This is a genomic window from Noviherbaspirillum suwonense (genome assembly GCF_900182955.1).
GTDB classification, from domain to species: domain Bacteria; phylum Pseudomonadota; class Gammaproteobacteria; order Burkholderiales; family Burkholderiaceae_D; genus Noviherbaspirillum_A; species Noviherbaspirillum_A suwonense.
Genome location: NZ_FXUL01000007.1, coordinates 1 through 19175, shown reverse-complemented (window position 1 = coordinate 19175; position 19175 = coordinate 1). Strand labels below are relative to the sequence as shown.

The 19175-nt window shown below is 62.8% G+C and carries 16 protein-coding genes; 9 read left to right on the top strand and 7 right to left on the bottom strand.

All coding sequences use genetic code 11. The features are described from left to right. Window positions 1–98 precede the first annotated feature (98 nt). Together iscB and QOL82_RS11180 are read left to right on the top strand one after the other, a co-directional pair. Window positions 99–1481 carry an RNA-guided endonuclease IscB gene (gene iscB, locus QOL82_RS11185; RefSeq protein ID WP_283442347.1) on the top strand — a complete coding sequence of 461 codons (1383 nt, stop codon included), beginning with the start codon at window positions 99–101 and terminating at the stop codon, window positions 1479–1481. Further along, window positions 1478–1990 (top strand): monooxygenase family protein, encoded by a 513-nt coding sequence (locus tag QOL82_RS11180; RefSeq protein ID WP_283442346.1) that lies wholly within the window; start codon window positions 1478–1480, stop codon window positions 1988–1990. The genes iscB and QOL82_RS11180 overlap by 4 nt, the downstream gene beginning before the upstream one ends. A 71-nt stretch (window positions 1991–2061) precedes the next feature. Here the strand turns inward: QOL82_RS11180 and QOL82_RS11175 are convergent, their stop codons facing one another. Then, window positions 2062–2439 carry a cupin domain-containing protein gene (locus QOL82_RS11175; RefSeq protein ID WP_283442345.1) on the bottom strand — a complete coding sequence of 126 codons (378 nt, stop codon included), beginning with the start codon at window positions 2437–2439 and terminating at the stop codon, window positions 2062–2064. A 241-nt stretch (window positions 2440–2680) separates the two neighbouring features. On the opposite strand from QOL82_RS11175, the gene QOL82_RS11170 reads away from it, so the two are divergent. The 7 genes from QOL82_RS11170 to QOL82_RS11140 all read left to right on the top strand — a co-directional run bounded on the left by QOL82_RS11170 (window position 2681) and on the right by QOL82_RS11140 (window position 12639). Then, window positions 2681–3640 carry a Bug family tripartite tricarboxylate transporter substrate binding protein gene (locus tag QOL82_RS11170; RefSeq protein WP_283442344.1) on the top strand — a complete coding sequence of 320 codons (960 nt, stop codon included), beginning with the start codon at window positions 2681–2683 and terminating at the stop codon, window positions 3638–3640. A gap of 3 nt (window positions 3641–3643) precedes the next feature. Next, window positions 3644–4864 (top strand): CaiB/BaiF CoA transferase family protein, encoded by a 1221-nt coding sequence (locus QOL82_RS11165; protein ID WP_283442343.1) that lies wholly within the window; start codon window positions 3644–3646, stop codon window positions 4862–4864. A 91-nt stretch (window positions 4865–4955) separates the two neighbouring features. After that, complete coding sequence (locus QOL82_RS11160; protein ID WP_283442342.1) at window positions 4956–6119, top strand: acyl-CoA dehydrogenase family protein; 1164 nt, start codon at window positions 4956–4958, stop codon at window positions 6117–6119. A 14-nt stretch (window positions 6120–6133) separates the two neighbouring features. Further along, complete coding sequence (locus tag QOL82_RS11155; RefSeq protein WP_283442341.1) at window positions 6134–6937, top strand: enoyl-CoA hydratase/isomerase family protein; 804 nt, start codon at window positions 6134–6136, stop codon at window positions 6935–6937. 6 nt (window positions 6938–6943) lie between these two features. Next, entirely contained in the window at window positions 6944–7831 is an 888-nt protein-coding gene (locus QOL82_RS11150; RefSeq protein WP_283442340.1) for a LysR substrate-binding domain-containing protein, read from the top strand. Window positions 7832–8124: 293 nt separating this feature from the next. After that, window positions 8125–11271: an amidohydrolase family protein gene (locus tag QOL82_RS11145; RefSeq protein ID WP_283442339.1), complete on the top strand. Its 3147-nt coding sequence runs from the start codon at window positions 8125–8127 to the stop codon at window positions 11269–11271. A 384-nt stretch (window positions 11272–11655) separates the two neighbouring features. Then, window positions 11656–12639 carry a hypothetical protein gene (locus QOL82_RS11140; RefSeq protein ID WP_283442338.1) on the top strand — a complete coding sequence of 328 codons (984 nt, stop codon included), beginning with the start codon at window positions 11656–11658 and terminating at the stop codon, window positions 12637–12639. Window positions 12640–12989: 350 nt separating this feature from the next. Here QOL82_RS11140 and QOL82_RS11135 read toward each other — a convergent pair whose 3' ends face one another. The 6 genes from QOL82_RS11135 to QOL82_RS11110 form a co-directional block, all read right to left on the bottom strand. Beyond that, complete coding sequence (locus QOL82_RS11135; RefSeq protein WP_283442337.1) at window positions 12990–14252, bottom strand: MFS transporter; 1263 nt, start codon at window positions 14250–14252, stop codon at window positions 12990–12992. After that, entirely contained in the window at window positions 14245–15480 is a 1236-nt protein-coding gene (locus QOL82_RS11130) for an NAD(P)/FAD-dependent oxidoreductase (protein WP_283442336.1), read from the bottom strand. The genes QOL82_RS11135 and QOL82_RS11130 overlap by 8 nt, the downstream gene beginning before the upstream one ends. Window positions 15481–15495: 15 nt before the next feature. After that, complete coding sequence (locus QOL82_RS11125; RefSeq protein WP_283442335.1) at window positions 15496–16941, bottom strand: TRAP transporter large permease; 1446 nt, start codon at window positions 16939–16941, stop codon at window positions 15496–15498. 9 nt (window positions 16942–16950) lie between these two features. Then, window positions 16951–17478 (bottom strand): TRAP transporter small permease subunit, encoded by a 528-nt coding sequence (locus QOL82_RS11120; protein ID WP_283442334.1) that lies wholly within the window; start codon window positions 17476–17478, stop codon window positions 16951–16953. Between the two features lie 65 nt (window positions 17479–17543). Beyond that, entirely contained in the window at window positions 17544–18638 is a 1095-nt protein-coding gene (locus QOL82_RS11115) for a TRAP transporter substrate-binding protein (protein ID WP_283442333.1), read from the bottom strand. A gap of 342 nt (window positions 18639–18980) precedes the next feature. Beyond that, window positions 18981–19175, bottom strand: a 195-nt coding sequence (locus QOL82_RS11110; protein ID WP_283442332.1) for an isochorismatase family protein, incomplete at its 5' end; no start/stop codon positions are given.

The window sequence follows — 19175 nt, the reverse complement described above, 5'->3', positions numbered from 1 at the left end:
AGGGAGAAATCCTGAAGCTGCGTTGCACCATCGTCGAAGGAAGAGCACCGAAAGGTGCCGTAACAAGGCCCGTAGGGGCAGAATTTGAGGAGAAGGACGTGGCGGTGTTTGTGTTGGATCGATGCGGCAAGCCGGTCATGCCGTGCACGGAGAAGCGCGCGAGGTTGCTCCTCGAACGTGGCCGTGCGCGCGTGCACCGTGTTTTGCCGTTTGCGATCCGGCTGATTGACCGTACGGCCGACTCCTGTGCGTTTCAACCGCTGCGCCTGAAACTGGACCCGGGCAGCAAGACCACTGGGCTGGCGCTGGTGCGCGAGTTCAATGGCGGCATCGCGGTATTGAATCTGTTTGACCTAATGCACCGTGGTCGGCAGATTTCCGAGGCGCTGACCGCCCGGGCCAGCATGCGCCGTGGCCGGCGCGGCCGCAACACCCGACACCGGGCGCCACGGTTTCTGAATCGCCGCAAGCCGGATGGCTGGCTGGCGCCGTCCCTGCAGCACCGCGTCGACACCACCATGTCATGGGTCAAGCGGATCTGCCGCTGGACGCCGGTGACGGCGCTGAGCACAGAGCTGGTCCGCTTCGACATGCAGGCCATGGAAAACCCCGAGATATCCGGCGTCGCGTACCAGCAAGGCACGCTGGCCGGCTACGAGTTGCGCGAGTATCTACTGGAAAAATGGGGCCGCAAGTGCATGTACTGTGACAAGGAAGGCGTACCACTGCAGGTCGAGCACATCCATGCGAGAGCAAACGGCGGGACTGACCGCCCGAGCAACCTTGGCATCGCCTGTCAGCCATGCAACCAGAAAAAGGCCGCTCGCGACATCAAGGCGTTTCTGAAGAAGGATCCGGCGAGGCTTGCAAGCATTCTGGCGCAGGTTAAGCGGCCGCTGAAGGATGCGGCTGCAGTCAATGCGACAAGGTGGGTCTTGCTCAACCGCCTGAAAGCCACCGGGCTTGCCGTCGAAGCATCCTCCGGCGGGCGGACCAAGTTCAACCGATGCCGACTGTACCTACCCAAGACCCATGCGCTTGATGCGGTGTGCGTCGGGAATGTGGCTGCTGTGGCAGATTGGCGCCGACCTACGCTGGCCATCAAGGCAACCGGCCGTGGCGCCTACCAGCGCACCCGCTTGGACAAATACGGCTTCCCGCGTGGTTACCTGATGCGTGAAAAGTCCGTCAAGGGATTCCAAACCGGCGACGTGGTCCGTGCGACCGTCACAAAGGGCAAGAAGATCGGGACCTATGTAGGCCGGTTGGCAGTGCGAGCCTCTGGCAGTTTCAACATCCAGACGGGCAAGGAAGTGATACAGGGAATCGGCCATCAGTACTGCACCATGGTGCAACGGGCAGATGGCTACGGTTATTCGTTCAACATGGATAGCACTATTTCAGCGGGTGCAGGGGACGCTTCGCGTGCCGCGCTATCCCTCCCCGGCATGAATGCCAGGGTATCTCGCGCAAAAGCATGATGAACAGTAAGGTACACCGTCGCACAGTGGATCTCTCCGCCTATCCGGACTTGGTCGTCATCTACCTCGGCATGCGCGTCAATGCGTTTTCCGGACTCAAAACCCTGTTCGGTTTTGGCCCAAAGATTGCCGCCTCCGTTACAGCCATGCCGGAGGGATTGCTGTTGCACGAGAATTTCATGTTTTCCGTTTTTCCGCCGCATGTGGGGATGCGCCAGTACTGGCGGGATTTCGAATCCCTTGAATCATGGGCCCGCTCCGAACCTCACCGCGGATGGTGGCAGCAATTCCTGCGTAATTCGGGAGGCACCGGCTTCTGGCATGAGGCCTACTTCATGCGCGGCGGAATGGAAGCGGTCTATGACGACATGGTCGATGCCACCGGCTTCCTGCATTTCGCTCCAGTGCAAGAGGCGCGCGGCCCGATGTTTTCCGCGCGAGGCCGGGCGCAACGGCAAGGCAAGCCGGCAGGGCCGCTTCCGGTGTCGGAAAACGATCTTTACGGATAAGTGCGCGCTGCGAATCCATTCCAGGCTTTTCCGCCCAATTCTCCAAAACGCGGTGACCGTTCTTCCCGCTGCTAGCGGATGACTTTGGCCGGGTCCTCGCCATAAGGCGGCGAATAGATCACCATCAGCTTGACCGGCGTTTCGCTGGTTGCGGTAAATACATGCGGGATATCCGCCGGGAAGAAGCAGCAGTCTCCCGGCACCATCTCCCGGCGCTCTCCGCCGACTTCGGCAACGGCCGTGCCTTCCAGCAGGTAGCACACCTGCTCGATGCCGGGGTGGGCATGCGGCAGCGCGCCATGATTTTTCTCGATGACCCCGATCAGCACCTCGAGATGCTTGGCGCCGACCGTCTCCGGGGAAATCAGGCGGTAGTTGCTGGTGCCATGATGGTTGGCGGGATGATACGGCTCAACGTCTTCCATGCGGATGAAATGACTCTTGCTCATAACGGACCTTTATTCACGGGGTATCTGTCGATGTGATGCGAACTCGGCTGCGGGTAATGAGCAGATTCCATAAGGCTCACCCGCCGGCTTGCGGATTGTAATGGCCCGGTTAAGCGGCTTTACGATATTTTTTATGTATCGTACGAGACGTTTTTACAATTGGACATGGATCGATTGCTGGTCAAAGATGCGTCGATTGCCTGCGATGATAAAGGCGACATAAAAAATACCGGAGACAGATATGAAGTCCATTAAATTAATGCTGGCTACTGTTCTTGCACTCGCCAGCGCAGCCGCAGGTGCGCAGACCTACCCCTCACGTCCCATCTCGCTCGTCGTCCCATTCGCCGCCGGCAGCGGCACCGACGCGGTTGCCCGCGTCGTCGCCAAGAAGCTCGGAGAGCGGATGAACCAGACCGTCATCGTCGACAACAAGCCTGGCGCCAGCGCGCAGATTGCGACCAATTTTGTGGCGAACGCCAAGCCGGATGGCTACACGCTGCTGATGACCACCAATACTGGCCATTCGGCGAATCCCAGCTTGTTCAAGCAGCTGAGCTATGACCCGATCAAGGGCTTCACGCCCATCACGCTGGTGGGCGAACTCCCTTTTGCGGTGGTCGTGAACAACAAGCTTCCGGTCAGGACGATGAAGGAGTTCGTCGACTATGCAAAGGCCAACCCGGGAAAATTAAGCTATGGCACGCCCAACAGCACATCGCTGGTCGCCACCGAGACGATCAAGCGGCTGGCCGGCATCGATTTGCTGGCGGTTCCCTACAAGTCCAGCCCGCAGGCGATGACGGACCTGATCGGCGGACAGATTGATTTCTATGTCGTCGATTTCGGGTCTGGCATGTCCATGATCAAGGCCGACAAGGTCAAGACGCTGGCCGTCACGACCAAGACGCCGTCGAAGCTGCTGCCGGGCGTGCCCCCGGTGGCGCAGACCATTACCGGCTTCGATCTCACGTCCTGGAATGGGATCTTCGGTCCGGCCAATCTGCCCAAGCCCATCGTCGACCAGCTCAACACCGAGATCCTCGCCGTGCTGGCAGACAAGGACGTGCAGGAGCAGCTGACGCAGCAAGGCTTCCAGGTCGGGCCGTCGGCAACCACCCGCGAGTTTGCCGACTATGTGGAACGCCAGCTCGTCCACTGGCGCACGCTCATCAAGCAGGCTGGCATTCAACCGGAATAAGCGATGAAACAGAGTTCGGGCCCGCTCGCGGGCATCAAGATCCTCGACATGACCTCCGTCATCATGGGTCCCTACGCGACCCAGCTGCTGGCTTCCATGGGCGCCGAGGTGACGAAGATCGAGACCCCGGACGGGGACAACATGCGCCATGTTGGCCCGATGCAGAATTCCGGCATGGGCCACATTTTTCTGCATGCGAATCAGGGTAAGCGCAGCATCGTCCTGGACCTGAAGCGTCCCGAGGCCCAGGAAGCGCTATTGCGGCTGGCCGAGCAGGCCGATGTGCTGATCACGAACGTCCGGCCGCAGGCGCTCGCGCGTCTCAACCTCGACTACGATTCGGTGAAGGCGCGCAACCCGAAGATCATCCATGTCAGCTGCTGCGGCTTCGGGCAGGATGGCCCCTATGCGGCCAAGGCCGCGTATGACGACCTGATCCAGGGCGCGACCGGCCTGCCCTGGCTGATGCAGCGCTATGGCGCGAAGGACCCCTGCTATGCGCCGATCACGCTGGCTGACCGGGTCACCGGACTGCACGCGGTCTATGCGGTGACCGGCGCGCTCTTTGCGCGCGAGCGCAGCGGCGAAGGCCAGGCGGTGGTGGTGCCCATGTTCGAGGTGATGGCGCAGTTCGTGCTGGGCGACCACATGGCCGGGCTTTCATTCGACCCACCCGCCGGCGACGCCGGTTATGCGAGGCTCCTGACCTCGCACCGGCGACCGTACAAGACCAAAGACGGATACCTGTGCGTGCTGATCTATAACGACAAGCACTGGCGCAATTTCTTCGCGGCGATTGGCGACGCCGACCGCTTCATGACGGACCCGCGATTTTCAACGCATGGAAACCGGGCGGCAAATATCGATGCGGTCTATGCCGAAGTCGGGCGCATCATGCTCGAGCGCACCGTGTCCGAATGGGAGACCTTGCTGGACGCGGCGGATATCCCGAACATGCCGATGAATTCGCCGCAGGACCTGCTCGACGACATTCACCTTCAGGCAGTGGGACTGGTCCGGAACACCGAGCATCCGACCGAGGGCAAGCTGCATACGATAGGCAATCCCACTTCCTGGTCGAACACGCCGCTGGACGCGGAAGCCGCACCCGCGCCGCGCCTGGGCCAGCATTCGGTCGAAGTCCTTCTGGAGGCCGGGTACAGTGCGGCCGAGATTGAAGGATTGATCGCCGATGGGGTCACAGCCGGCAGCAGCCCTGCCTGAATTCATCAACCCGATTCGTCATGGATGCGTCGAAGGCACCCAGCGCCGGACAGCATTCCCGATAATCCACATACCAGCGCAGAGGCAAGGCATGGATTTCACATTCAGTGAAGAGCAGGAGCACATCAGGAACGCCATCGAGCGTCTCTGCCAGCCATTCGACGACGACTACTGGCACCGCAAGGACAGTGACGGCACGTTTCCGCACGATTTCCACAAGGCCCTGGGCGACGCGGGCTGGCTGGGCATCGCGATGCCGGAAGAGTATGGCGGCGCCGGGCTGGGCATTACCGAAGCAGCGCTGATGATGCAGACGATATCAGCCACGGGCGCCGGTCTGTCCGGCGCGTCGGCGGTGCACATGAATATATTCGGCCTGCACCCTGTCGTCGTGTTCGGCAGCGACGAGCAAAAAAAGCGTTGGCTTCCCCCATTGATCCAGGGAATCGACAAGGCCTGCTTCGCCGTGACGGAACCGAACAGCGGGCTGAATACGCTGAAGCTCAAGACCCGCGCCGTGCGCGAAGGCGACCATTACGTGGTGACCGGACAGAAGGTCTGGATTTCCACCGCACAGGTCGCCAACAAGATGCTTCTTCTCGCGCGCACCACGCCGGTGGAAGACGCAAAGGGGACGGAAGGCCTGTCGCTGTTCTACACCGACCTCGACCGCCGGTTCGTGGAAGTGCGGAACATCGAGAAAATGGGACGCAAGGCAGTCGATTCCAACCAGGTCTTCATCGATGGCCTGCGCATCCCGGTCGAAGACCGTATCGGCGAGGAAGGCAAGGGCTTCAGCTACATCCTGCATGGATTGAACCCCGAGCGTATCCTGATCGCGTCCGAAGCCATTGGCCTGGGCCGGGTCGCGCTTGCGCGCGCAGCACGCTACGCAAAGGAACGTGTCGTGTTCGAGCGGCCCATCGGGCAGAACCAGGGCATCCAGCATCCGCTGGCAAAGTCCTACATGGAACTCGAGGCTGCCAACCTGATGGTGTTCAAGGCCGCTTCCTTCTATGATGCCGGCAAACCTTGCGCCGCCGAAGCCAATTCAGCCAAGTTTCTCGCCGCGGAGGCCTGCTATCACGCCTGCGAGAATGCGATCTTCACGCATGGAGGAATGGGCTATGCCAAGGAGTATCACGTCGAGCGCTATCTGAGGGAATCATGGATTCCCCGCCTGGCGCCGGTGAGTCCGCAGCTCATCCTCTGCTTCATTGCCGAAAAGGTGCTTGGCCTGCCGAAATCCTACTAGCCCTCGGGAACACGATGAATTACCAGACGATCGAAGTGGAAGTCGCCGGCGGCATTGGCACGATCTGGCTGAACAGGCCAGATATTCGCAATGCGATGAACGAGACGGTCATCGCGGAGCTTGCCCATGCTGCCCATGCATGCGAACAGGACGAGCGCGTGCGGGTGGTCGTGCTGGCCGGTCGGGGAAAGGCATTCTGCGCTGGCGCCGACCTGGGCTGGATGAGGAAAACCGCGACCTATAGCGAAGCGGACAACCTTCGCGACGCACAAGCGCTGGCGTCCATGCTCCACAAGCTATACCGGCTGAAAAAGCCCACCATCGCCCGCGTGCATGGCGCGGCCTACGCCGGCGGGATGGGGCTGGCGTGTACATGCGATGTGATCGTTGCCGAGCCGGATGCGGATTTCTGCCTGTCCGAAGTGAAGATCGGCTTGATCCCGTCGACCATCTCCCCCTATATCGTCCGGGCGCTGGGCGCGCACCAGTCCCGCCGGTATATGCTCTCCGGCGAACGCATGTCCGCCGCAGACGGATACAGGCTGGGCTTCGTTCATGAGCTGAGCGAACGCGGCGGCATCGACGACGCCGTTCGCAGGATCGCACGCGCTTTTCTCTGTGCCGGACCGACGGCCGTGGCGACCACGAAAACATTGCTGGACTGGGTTGCCGAGGAGGCGATCACGGCGGACGTCATGAATGAAACCGCATTGCGTATCGCCAGCGTTCGAGCCTCGCCGGAAGGTAGGGAGGGGATCGCGGCTTTTCTAGAAAAGCGTGCGCCCGACTGGATAGGAGACAATGCGGAAACCTATTGAGGCGATATGGAACTGAGGCATCTTCGTTATTTTGTGGTCCTTGCCGAAGAGCTGCATTTTGGCCGCGCGGCGCTCAGGCTTTCCATTACCCAACCGCCGTTGAGCTTCGCAATCCGCGCCCTCGAGCAGGAGCTCGATGCCCAGCTTTTCGTGCGCGACAACAAGAGCGTCAGCCTGACGGAGGCCGGGCGGGCCTACCTGCTGGAGTCCCGTGCCATCCTGGACCGGATGGCGCATGCAAATGCGACGGCGCGGTCGATTGCATCGGGCAAGTCGGGGCGGATCGATATCGGATTCACCGGGTCCATGGTTTACCGCGAAGTGCCGCAGATCGTCTCGCGTTTCTTCGAGCGTCACCCCGGAATCGAGGTCACGTTGCGGGAGATGGCGTCCGCCGAACAGGTGGACGCAGTGCTGCATGGCCAGCTGCATGCGGCCTTCGTCAACCTGCCCCTGGTTCCCGAAGGCCTGCAGGGACTTGCGCTGTTGAAGGATGCGTTCGTATGCTGCCTGCCCGACAGCCACGCGTTGGCGAACAGGAAGCAGATCGACCTGGTCGAGATAGCCGGCGATCCCTTCGTGATGTTCATGCGGGAGATCTCTCCGGCGAACTATGACAATGTCGTCGGCGTATGCCGGCAAGCGGGGTTCGAGCCGGAAATCCGGTTTGCCGCCCGGCAGTGGCTCACCATCGTCGCGCTGGTCGCCAACGGGCTCGGCGTCTCGCTGGTGCCACGGTCCATTGCGCAGTCGAAGATCGCGGGCACGCGTTTCGTTCCGCTGCGCGGGACCGAAGCGTTTTCAAGCGCATACCTGCTGTGGCAGACGGAGAATACGACCCCGGCCCTACAGCATTTTCTCGACGTGGCCGCAGATACCTTGCAGCCGGGCTAGGTCCGGGCTACCGGCAGACAGCCGCTTCCTGCACCGCCGTGCCATACCGTTTTGCGACGCATCATGCACCTGGGTCCAGCTGCGCTGCCCGGGGCTGGATCTGCCCTGCACTTTTCCCCCTTCCCTATTGAACGTCCGCATCGACCTTGAGCCCAATCAATCCTGGTTTCACCTTGGAACTTCGCTGTCCGGGCTGTAAGACGCTCGTAAGAAACGTGTCCTAGGTTGAAAGAACGGCAGCCGCCTCTTTTTGGTGCAAAGCCGCAAACCTACAATGACAACGGAGACATGCAATGAAATTGCCATCCAACCGCAGTACTGTGGAAAGCCGGACGCAATCCCTTCCCGCCAAAACCATGCTCGTCGTCGCCATGAGCGCAGCGCTCCTGAGCGCCTGCGGCGGCAGCGACCACAACGACAGCAGTAATCCCACTGCACCGCAGATCAATCAGCTGAGCACCTTGAAGGGCTCGACGAAAGACGTGACGGTGGAACTGCATGAAGGCACGAACATGGCGGTTGCCCCGTCGCCCGATGGGCAGCGGCTGGTCTTCAGCGCCCAGGGCGCCTTATGGGTGATCCCGATTGCGGGCGGACAGGCGACCCGGATCACCGGTTGGGAACTCGAACCTACGGCCCCTGTCTGGTCCCCAGACGGCAAGACCATCGCATTTCAAAACTATGCGCCGGAAGGCAATTACCACATGTGGACTGTCGCGCCGGACGGCAGCAATCCGACCGAACTGACCACCGGCCCGAATGACGACCGCGAACCGGCCTGGCTGCCCGATGGCAGCGGACTGGTGTTTTCCTCCGACCGGAGCAACGACGGCCAGTACAAGATCTGGAGCGTCAAGCTGAGCGGGAACGCGCTGACGCAATTGACCAGGGGCGCCGGCGCGGAAAGCAATCCCATCGTGTCGCCCGACGGCAAACAGCTTGCTTACGTCGACACCGGCAATGTCTTCACCGTCAGTATCGGCGGCACCGACGCGCCTGTAAAGGTCGCCGCGGGCACGGCGCCTGCGTGGAATCCTGCCGGCACGGGGCTCGTTTACCAGACGCCGACGCAGGCCATGGTCATCGGCGGCAAGGAAGCATTTGCCGGCGAGGATGTCTTTCCGTTCCCGGTGCGCTATCTGCCCGACGGCCGCTTTGTCTATGCAGCCGACGGCAAGATACGCATACGCGACGCGGCCGGGACCAACCCGCAGGACGTCGCTTTCAGCGCATCGCTCACGGTGCGCCGGCCCGTCATCAACACGCCGAAGGATCACGGCTTCAGCAACCTCGCCGCGCGCCCCGTCACCGGCATCAGTGCGCCTGCGCTGTCGCCGGATGGAAAGAGCATTGCGTTCGTCGCGCTTAATGATGTATGGGTCATGGCCATCGGCCAGGCCCCGGTCCGGCTGACCAACGACACCGACCGCGATGGCAGTCCGCAGTGGACGCCGGATGGAACGGCCGTCTACTTCTCCTCTGAGAAAGGCAATGCCGGCCAGCTGGCGATCGACCAGATCAACGTCGCGACCAAGGCCCGTACCCGCCTGGCCGCCATCACCGGCAAGTCGATGGTGACGCCGAAGATGTCGCCGAGCGGCGACCGCATCGCCTATACCACGCTGTCGGGCCAGCTGGAGATCTGGACCATCGCCAGCAAGTCGGCACAGGTGATCCTGCCGTCCCTGAGCACCCAGGTCAGCACGCCTTCGTGGACGCCGGATGGCAGCAAGGTCATGGTCGTGGACAACGAGCGCATCAACAACCGATTCCGCGAAGGCTACAACAAGCTGCGCGTAATCGACCTGGCAAGCAAACAGGGGACGTTTTATCCGGTGGCCGCGGCGCCGCGCCAGATTTCCGAGCGCGATGAAGGCGCGGCAGTGCTTTCACCGGACAGCACCAAGGTCGCGTTCATCATGGACTCCCTGCTGCACGTGATGCCGGTCAGGCCGGATGGCTCGCCGTCCGGCCCCGCGGTGGCCATCACCAGCGAGGCGGCGGACCTGCCCTCCTGGTCCGGCGACTCGCAGACCATCCTGTACAAGTCCGCCAGCAAGCTCAAGACCGTGGCCGCCGGCGGCGGCGGCGCGCAGGAAATTGCCGTCAACCTGCAATGGACCCCGGCCGTACCCGTCGGCACCACGCTGGTACGCGCCGGCGCGCTGTGGGATGGCATCAGCCCGACCCTGCAGCGCAATGTCGATATCCTCATCACCGGCAACCGCATCACGTCGATCAAGGCATCGCAGGCGGGCGCGGAAGCGGGCGCGACGCGTTTCATCGATGCGTCCGCGCTTACCGTGATGCCCGGACTGTGGGACCCCCACATCCACCCGCTCACGCTGTACCAGGGCGGCCAGTTCGGTCAGATCGCGGCGCTGATGCTGTCGTACGGGCTGACGTCCACCCAGTCGGTCGCCGGCCCGCTGCACCAGAGCATCGAGATACGCGAGGCGCTCGAAGCCGGCAACCTGGTGGGGCCGCGCCTGTTCGTCTCGCCGCCGCTGTGGGAAGGCAATCGTTTGTTCTATAACTTCGCCCGAACGCTGCGCACGCCGGAAGTGGCGGACATGGAGATCGCCAAGGCCAGGGCAATGGGCGCCGATTTCCTGAAGTCCTATGTGCGTGCGCCGATTCCGATCATGTCGAAGATTGCGCAGGCCGGCCTCGACATCGGCATTCCGACCGGCACGCATATGCTTTCGCCGGGCGCGGCGACAGGCATAGGCGGCACCACCCACCTGTCTGCGACCCAGCGCATGGGCTATGGCTGGGCAAAGTCGAGCGGGCAGGCGCTGACCTACCAGGATGCGGCAGACCTGCACGGCAAGGCGGACTTCCACCTGATCGACACCCTGTTCTCGGCCAATGCATTGACCGCGCAGGACCCGACCGTCCTCAGCAGCGACCGTTTCGTGCTGGTCCCGCCGAACTTCATCGCCGGCCTGCAAAGCGCCCCGGCGCCGACGGCGGCCACGCTGGCAACGATCCGCAAGGACGCCCAGCAGCAGGCCAAGGTGCAGGCGGCAGGCGGGCTGCTTGCCAACGGCACGGACTCGCCGCTGGTCGTTCCCGGCATCTCGCTGCACATGAACCTGCGCGCGGCGGGCCTGGTGATGACGCCGCACCAGGCCTTGCAGTCGATGACGATCAACGCGGCGAAGATGGCCTATGTCGATCGCGACCTGGGCTCGGTGGAAGTGGGCAAGCTGGCCGACCTGGTGGCCGTGCGCGGCAATCCGCTGGAAGACCTGAAGGCGGCTGCCAACACCGAGTACGTGATCAAGAACGGCAACGTGTTTACCCAGGCGCAGATCCTGGCGCCGTTCAAGACACCGCTCGCGCTGGCCGCGCGCCGCAAGGCCATCCTGGCGTATAACAAGCTGTGCAAGGCCGACGCGGCGAACTGCGGCGAGGTCGGGATGCATGCGGACTGAAAGGCGCCAGGCGACGGTCCGGGCCGCTGGCAGGAAAGCGGTTCGGACCGGTTACTGTTGGTTGGCAAGGAACATGTGTATTGCCACCATTGGTCACTGCGGTCGCCGGCTGAGGAGCAGCCATCAGTTCGGCGGCAACCGGTAGTTCTCCACAGGTTTTGTGGACAAGTGGGCCCGTATCGGCGTATCGCCAAACGCAAGTAATTGATCTGAATAAGAAAATTTTTATGCCTAAAATTTAGGCACAGACGCAGAGAATTTTACAAAAAGGAACGCTTGCATCTTGACAACCGGGGAGAAGCCACGCGCCAAACCGTGGCAAGCGATTGCCAGCCGCCCTATAATCAGCGCTCCCTTACTTCCTTACCTTCAGTCGGAGAGCGCATGGCTTTCAATGCCATTACCTATCAGCAGTCCATACGCGCACTTGCCCTCCCCGTCCCTGATCCGCATATCCTGTCCGACATTTTCGCCATCGAGGGCGACGCCATGGTCCGGGCCGTCGACGCATTCAACGCTGGAAATGAGCAGGCGAAGAATTACCTGAAAGGCATCCTGTATGCGGTCATGCCGGCGACAAGGGAAAGACTGGCCCGCCGCGGCCTCGCCGTTCCCGGCATCGGCATATTGATTTCCATTGGACGACACGAGGGGCCGGGCTTCTCCATCAAGCTCAAGTCCTGGGATGAAGGTGGACTGGACGATGGCGACGACGCCCGCTACGTTCGCCGCACGCTGGCGCGCCACCTGGAACGCGCGGCGGCGCCGGCCATGTCAGCCGGCAGGTTTTCGGGCCGCCAGGCGCCGCCGCGTGACGAGGCATTGCAGCAGGTCGACCCGTCGCCAGCGGAAACGCCATGGCCCGATGACGACAGCGAAACGGGCTCGAGTCCGGACGGGGACCGGTTCAAGTCGTTTCATGTCTATGGCGGCAAGTTCGCGGCCTGTTTTTCCGAAGATACGACGCAGCGCGGCATCCACACGATACGCGTCGAGGCGACCGAAGCGAGCGGCCAGCGGACCTATAACTGGAAGAATAAGGTTGCCATCCAGCTGTCGCAGCGCGAGCTGCCGCTGATGCTGGCCACGCTCATGCTCTGGACCAGCCGGTTTGAAGCCAGGGGACACGGCCAAAGCAACGAAAAATGGATGACCCTCGAAGCGCAGCCGGGCAAGCTCTACTTGTCGGTGCAGAGCAAGGGAACAGGCGCACGCGGCATCGCGATCGCGCCAGGCGATGCGTACCCCATCACCACGATGATCGTCAAGCAGATGCTGGCCAACGACCCGTTCCTGAGCGCCGACCTGGTGTTCAAGCTGGCAAAGAAGCAGGTCGAGATCATGCAGCACGGCCAGCAACAAGGGTAATCCGTCGCCGGCTGGCGGGACGGCTATGGCGCGTCGGCTGGACCGCCATCGGATTCGCTTCCGCCGCCCTTTCCCCGGGAGTGCAATGGCAGGCGCAACGCATAGTGATTCGGGATAAATCTGGCCGGTAAACCGAATCGCTCACGACCATCCGCTGGCAATCAGTGATGGTGCCGGGCGTGCCTGAGCGTTTTATGCAATGCGGCACGACCCTATAGCGATTGATTCATCCTTGGAGCGCAGATGTTTTTCTTTTTTTCCAGCAGGCTGGGTTGCCTCGGTTCCATCCTCCTGTCGGCAGTGCTGACCTTGCTGCTGCTGTTATTGCTTGGCGTATTCTGACGACGGTCCTACCGCAACGCGATCTGCAGGTTACGCCCGGCCCCGGCCGCTGCGACTGCGGAAGCGATGGCACAAAGGACGAAGGCGAGCCCGACGGCGTTCCAGTCATTGCTCGCAGCATGCAGCAACCCGGCGCCAAGCGGCGCGGCGGCGGCGATCGTGTAGCCGATGCATTGCGTCATGCCCGACAGCGAGGCGGCAACGTTCGCGTCCGGGGAGCGCAGCACGATCAACGCATTCGCGATGCTGAAGGTGCCGCCCTGCCCCAGTCCCAGCACCACCGCTGCCAGCCATAGGGCTGCGTGCGGGCCGTAAAGGCAGCCGAGGAAGCCGAGTATCGTCATTCCCAGCAATATGTAAATGGCGCTGCGCTGGTCCTTGCTGCGGGTCGCCAGCCACGGACCGGTAAGGGATGTCACCAGCTGCGCGCCGATGGAGAGGGACAGCAAGAAACCGGCAAGCGCCGGACGCACGCCGCGGTCCACCAGCATCGTCGGCAGCCAGGCGAAGACGCAGTAAGCCAGCGCCGACTGCAGCCCGGAATACAGCGCCACCTGCCATGCAAGCGCGTTGCCCAGCAGGCCGCCTGCCCTGCGCGGCAACACGGCTTGCGCCGCTTTACGACGGCCTGCCCGGCGCCAATAGGCAACGGCGGCGGCGATAATGACGAGCGCAGCAGGCGCGGCCCACACGGCCTGCGCCATGCGCCAGCTGCCGGTCAGGTCTTTCAGCGGTATCGCCACGGCGGAGGCCAGGGCTGCGCCGATGCCGAGCGTGGCAGTATAAAAACCGGTGATGCTCGCGGCGCCGCCCGGGAAACAGAGTTTGATCAGTCCCGGCAGCAGGGTCATCGTCAGGCTGATTGCCGCGCCGATGATCAGCGTGCCTGCAAACAAGGGGGCAATACCTGGCAGGCTGCGCAAGCCTATGCCGCCCAGCAGCGCGACGATGCACCAGAACACCACGCGCTCCGGTGGCAGGAGCCTGGCAAGCCGCGGCGCCAGCGGCGCGAACAGGCCGAAGCACAGCACGGGCAGCGTCGACAGCGCACCGGCCGCGGCAACGGAAATGCCGGTCTCCGCGCGGATCGTTTCCAGCAGCGGCGCCACGGTCGCCAGCGCGGGGCGCAAGTTGATGCCGACCATGAATAGCGCCAGGAGCAGCAGCCACGGCGGCGCACCGACTGCTTGTACGCCGACCGGCTTGCCTGGCTTCACCTCGTCCCGCTCGATGACAGTGCCTCGCGGGCCCGAGGCGCTACGCTCACGCAAGCGCCAGTTTCACGGTTTCGCGTACCGGCAGGTCCGCGTCCGTGAGCCGGTTTGCATCGACGACGGCGCCTGCGGCGATGAGCCGGCGCAACGGCGTCATTTCTGCACCGCTATTGACCGCCAGGACATAACGAAGTCGATCGTCCGCGAAGCCATACACCGAAAACTTGCGGTCGGACTCCCGGCCGCGCATACGGTAGTCCAGCCCCGCGTCGGGCATGCCAAGCATCTGGATATTCATCTCCAGCTGGTCAGACCAGAACCACGGCAGCACGTCATAGCTGGCAGGCAGGTCCAGCATGCCGCGGGCGGCCACTTGCGCCTGCTCCTGCGCGTTCTGCCACGATTCGAGCCGGACATGGCGCTGCAGGAAACGGCTCCGATGCGACGCGCAATCCCCGGCGGCAAAGATACCCGGCGCAGAGGTCTCGCAGCGGGCATCCACGACAATGCCGTTGTCCACCGCCAGGCCCGCTTCCTGTGCAAGCTCGACATTCGGCAGCTGGCCGACTGACGCCAGCAGGAAATCGGCATGCAGGATTTCGCCGCTGTCCAGCGCGACGGTCACGCCATCGGCGCCCGGCGCGACGGAGCGCGTCATCGCATTGCACAGCACCCGTGTGCCGGCTTCCTCATGACAACGCTGCAGCCAGGCGCCGACCTGCGGCGGTGCGGCTCGACCCAACAGTTGCGGGCCGGCTTCGCAGACGGTCAGGGCTACGCCCTGGCCGCGCGCCATGCCGGCAAATTCGAGGCCGAGGAAGCCGCCGCCGATCACGATCACGCTGGCGCCGGGCTGCAGCCGCCTGCGCAAGCGCCGGGCGTCGTCCAGGCCGCGCAGGTAATGCACGTTCGGGGCGTCAGGCGGAAGTCCGGGAAGCAGCCGCGCGCGGCCGCCGGTGGCAAGCAGGCAACGGTCGAACGCAAGTGTCTCGCCCGATGCCGTGCGGGCGCAGCGGGCAGCGACATCGAGCGACCGCACTTCTGCGCCGGGACGCCAGTCCATCTTCAGGCTGTCATGGAAATCCGGCTTGTGAAGGAACAGCGTCTCCTCCGCGCCGGCATCATGGAGCACAGCCTTGGACAGCGGCGGACGTTCATAGGGCCGATGCGGCTCGATGCCTGCCAGCGTGATGCGCCCCTCGTAGCCTTCGCGGCGCAAGGCCGCCGCGGCGCAGCCGCCCGCCTGGCCGGCGCCGATGATCAGGATGGATTCGGGCAAGGTCATCTGCTGTTCTCCGTTCTAGCGGCGATCATCGTTGAACATGCGGGCCGGATCGTCGCTGCTGCTGTTACCGGGATAAGCGTCGCCCGCCGGCGCTTCGATCCGGATCGACTCGATGTCGACTTTCTGGTGTTTTTCCACGTTCCCCGTGACCAGGCCGGGAAACAGGATGACCGCGCCAACCATCATAAGTTGCATGATCACGAACGGCACGGCCCCCCTGTAGATGTCGGCGGTCCGCAGGTCGCGGCTGGCGACGCTGCGCAGGTAGAACAGCGCAAAGCCAAACGGCGGATGCATGAAGGAAGTCTGCATGTTAATGGCGAGAATGACGCCGAACCAGACCAGGTCGATGCCCAGCTTTTCCGCCACCGGCGCCAACAGCGGCACGATGATGAACGCGAGTTCGAAAAAGTCGAGGAAGAATGCGAGCAGAAAGACAAGGAGATTGACCACGACCAGGAAACCGATGACGCCGCCCGGCAGGGCCAGCAGCAGGTGCTCGACCCACAGGTCGCCATTCACCGCGCGGAAAGCCAGGCCGAATACCGTCGAGCCGACCAGGATGAAGATGGCGAAGCAGGTCAGCTTGGCGGTCTTGTCCATTGCCTGGTTGAGCAGCGACAGGCTGAGGCGGCGGCGCATCAGAGCCAGCACCAGCGCGCCGAATGCGCCCATCGCGCCGCCTTCGGTCGGCGTGGCGATGCCGAGGAAGATCGTGCCCAGCACCAGGAAGATCAGCACCAGCGGCGGCACCAGCGAGGTCAGCACGCGCATGCCGAGCGCCGCGCCGTGCAGCGTGCGTGCTTCGGGCGGCAGCGGCGGCGCCGAACCCGGCTTGATCATCGAATAGGCAAAGACATAGATGGCATAGAGGCCGGTCAGCACCAGGCCGGGCACCAGCGCGCCGGCATACATGTCGCCCACCGAGCGGCCCAGCTGGTCGGCCATCACGATCAGCACCAGAGATGGCGGGATGATCTGCGCCAACGTGCCCGATGCGGCAATGACACCGGCGGCCAGCTTGTGGTCGTAACCGTAGCGCATCATGATGGGCAGCGAGATCAGGCCCATCGAGATCACCGACGCCGCGACGACGCCCGTGGTGGCGGCCAGCAGCGCGCCCACGAAGATCACCGCATAGGCCAAACCACCGCGCACCGAGCCGAACAGCTGGCCTATGGTGTCCAACAGCTCCTCGGCCATGCCTGATCGTTCCAGTATCAGGCCCATGAAGGTAAAGAATGGAATGGCCAGCAGCGTCTCGTTGAACATGATGCCGAAAATACGCTCGGGCAGCGCCTGGAACAGCGCGGGTTCCAGCAAGCCAAGCGCGATGCCGACCAGCGCAAAAAAGAGACCGTTGGCGCCGAGAGCAAACGCGACCGGATAACCGACGACGAGAAACAGGATCAGCGAAGCGAACATGATCGGCGCCATGTTCGCAATCAGGAATGCAGACATATCAGCTTTCTAGTTTGCCGGCGCTGCCGCATCGGGCAGGCGACGCAGTTCATCGATGGTCTTGATCACCTGCGACAATGCCTGTAGCAACAGCAGCAGAAAGCCTGCCGGAATCAGCAGTTTCACCGGCCAGCGCACCAGCCCACCTGCATTGCTCGATATCTCGCCGCTGGTATAGGCGTCCACGAACGGCGCCCAGGACAGCACCAGCACCAGCACGGCCACCGGCGCCAGGAAAACGATCAGTCCAAACAGCTCGACGAACAGCTGCTTGCGCCGCGATAGGCGCGACAGCAGCACGTCGACCCGCACATGCTCATTACTGAGCAGCGTGTAGCCGGCGCAGAGCAGGAATACCGCGGCGAACAGGTACCACTGAATTTCCAGCATGCCGTTCGAACTGAGCGAAAACGCCTTCCGCGAAAATGCATTGAATGCGCTGATCAGCACGGCCACCAGGATCAGCCAGCGCGCAGCCTGGCCGACCAGGGAATTGAGCGCGTCAATACCCCGCGCAAGCTTGAGCAGTAACTTCATGAATAGCCTCTTGAAGCTGCCGGCGGCCGGCAACGCAGCCAGCACGCCGGTCCGGGTTGGCGCCCTTACTTGGGCTTGGCGGTTACGGCGGCGAACGTGTAGTTGTCGAGCGCGCTGTCGGCGACGCGGAACCAGCTTGCCTCGTTCTGCTGGAAGGCTTTCCACTGCGGCAGCATGGCCTTGAAATCGGGATTTTTTTCCGACAGTTCGCCATACAGCTCATGCGACGCCTTGAATGCCGCATCCAGCACTTCCCTCGGGAAGAATGCAAGCTTGGCGCCCTGCCCCAGCAACCGTCGCAGCGCATCGGGATTGCGGGCGTCGTACTTTGCCAGCATCTTCATGGTCTGCTCATTGGCCGCGCATTCAAAGGCTGCCTTGAAGCGAGGCGACAGCGCCTCCCAGGCCTTGGCATTGACCATCGAGGTGATGGACGCGCTGCCTTCCCACCAGCCCGGCGCATAGTAAAACTTCGCGACACGGTCAAGGCCGAGCTTCTCATCGTCATACGGCCCGATCCATTCGGCCGCGTCGATCGTGCCCTTCTCCAGCGCCGGGTAGATGTCTGCCGTGGGAATCTGCTGGGGCACCGTGCCGAGCTTTTCCAGCACCATGCCGCCCAGCCCGCCGATACGCATCTTCAGGCCCTTCAGGTCGGCCACGCTCTTGATTTCCTTCCGATACCAGCCGCCCATCTGCACGCCGACGTTGCCGCAGGTGAAATTGACGATGCTGTACTTCTTGTAGAGCTCGCGCAGCGCGTTGAGACCGCCGCCGTACTGTATCCATGCGTTGTGCTGTCGGGCGCTCAGGCCGAATGCGAGGCCGGCGTCAAAGGCCAGCGCCGTGTTCTTGCCGATATAGGCGGACGCTAGCACGTGGTTGCACTCGACCGTGCCATTGCTCACCGCATCCATATTCTGCCCGGGCGGCACGAGTTCGCCACCCGCAAATGCGCGGATCTCGAAGGCGCCCTCGGTCAGCTCGCCCACACGCTTGCAAAACTCTTCGGCCGATCCATGAATCGTGTCCAGGCTTTTGGGCCAGCTGGTCGACATGCGCCATTTGACCTGCTTGTTGTCCTGTGCGATGGCTGGCATGGACAGGCCGGCAATCGCGGTTGCGCTGCCTGCCTGCTTAAGAAACCGACGTCGTTGCATGAATCTCTCCTCTGGTTGACAAATTAAGCGAAGCCCTCGGGCCCGTTACCGACTGTGGCGCCTGCCGCGCCGGTTTCCTGCAAAGGCGATGCCTCAACGCGTAAAGCATGCGAACGGTCGAGCTGCCAGGTGCGAGGCCATGCCGACGACGTTGAAAACCTTGATACTCAGCATGCTGTCTGATTTAGTCAGCGTACTGATCAAATTTACCGCTGTCAATACAGTTTTGCCGCTGGCCGCTCCGTATTTTTTGCTTCCCATTTTCGGGGCCGCCGCCATGCCGTTTCAGTGCATTACTGCACTGTTGCAACGCATGATGAGCACCATGGGCTCGCTCTTTTTTCAGGCCGTTGCCGCCAGCGCCTGCGCCAGCGGCATCACGGCCGCGTACTTCTGCCGCATGTCGAACAGGTTGGCTTCATGCGGACCCAGCGCCCTGTCGCCGACGCAGTCTTCCACCACCAGCGGCCGGAAACCCAGCGACATCGCGTCCACCACGCTGGCCCGCACGCAGCCGCTCGTCACGCTGCCCGCCAC

Excerpts from the sequence above, each read along its gene's own strand:
- QOL82_RS11180 (WP_283442346.1), top strand. The coding sequence starts at position 1,478 with ATGATGAACAGTAAGGTACACCGTCGCACAGTGGATCTCTCCGCCTAT.
- QOL82_RS11175 (WP_283442345.1), bottom strand. The coding sequence starts at position 2,439 with ATGAGCAAGAGTCATTTCATCCGCATGGAAGACGTTGAGCCGTATCAT.
- QOL82_RS11170 (WP_283442344.1), top strand. The coding sequence starts at position 2,681 with ATGAAGTCCATTAAATTAATGCTGGCTACTGTTCTTGCACTCGCCAGC.
- QOL82_RS11165 (WP_283442343.1), top strand. The coding sequence starts at position 3,644 with ATGAAACAGAGTTCGGGCCCGCTCGCGGGCATCAAGATCCTCGACATG.
- QOL82_RS11160 (WP_283442342.1), top strand. The coding sequence starts at position 4,956 with ATGGATTTCACATTCAGTGAAGAGCAGGAGCACATCAGGAACGCCATC.
- QOL82_RS11155 (WP_283442341.1), top strand. The coding sequence starts at position 6,134 with ATGAATTACCAGACGATCGAAGTGGAAGTCGCCGGCGGCATTGGCACG.
- QOL82_RS11150 (WP_283442340.1), top strand. The coding sequence starts at position 6,944 with ATGGAACTGAGGCATCTTCGTTATTTTGTGGTCCTTGCCGAAGAGCTG.
- QOL82_RS11145 (WP_283442339.1), top strand. The coding sequence starts at position 8,125 with ATGAAATTGCCATCCAACCGCAGTACTGTGGAAAGCCGGACGCAATCC.
- QOL82_RS11140 (WP_283442338.1), top strand. The coding sequence starts at position 11,656 with ATGGCTTTCAATGCCATTACCTATCAGCAGTCCATACGCGCACTTGCC.
- QOL82_RS11130 (WP_283442336.1), bottom strand. The coding sequence starts at position 15,480 with ATGACCTTGCCCGAATCCATCCTGATCATCGGCGCCGGCCAGGCGGGC.
- QOL82_RS11125 (WP_283442335.1), bottom strand. The coding sequence starts at position 16,941 with ATGTCTGCATTCCTGATTGCGAACATGGCGCCGATCATGTTCGCTTCG.
- QOL82_RS11120 (WP_283442334.1), bottom strand. The coding sequence starts at position 17,478 with ATGAAGTTACTGCTCAAGCTTGCGCGGGGTATTGACGCGCTCAATTCC.
- QOL82_RS11115 (WP_283442333.1), bottom strand. The coding sequence starts at position 18,638 with ATGCAACGACGTCGGTTTCTTAAGCAGGCAGGCAGCGCAACCGCGATT.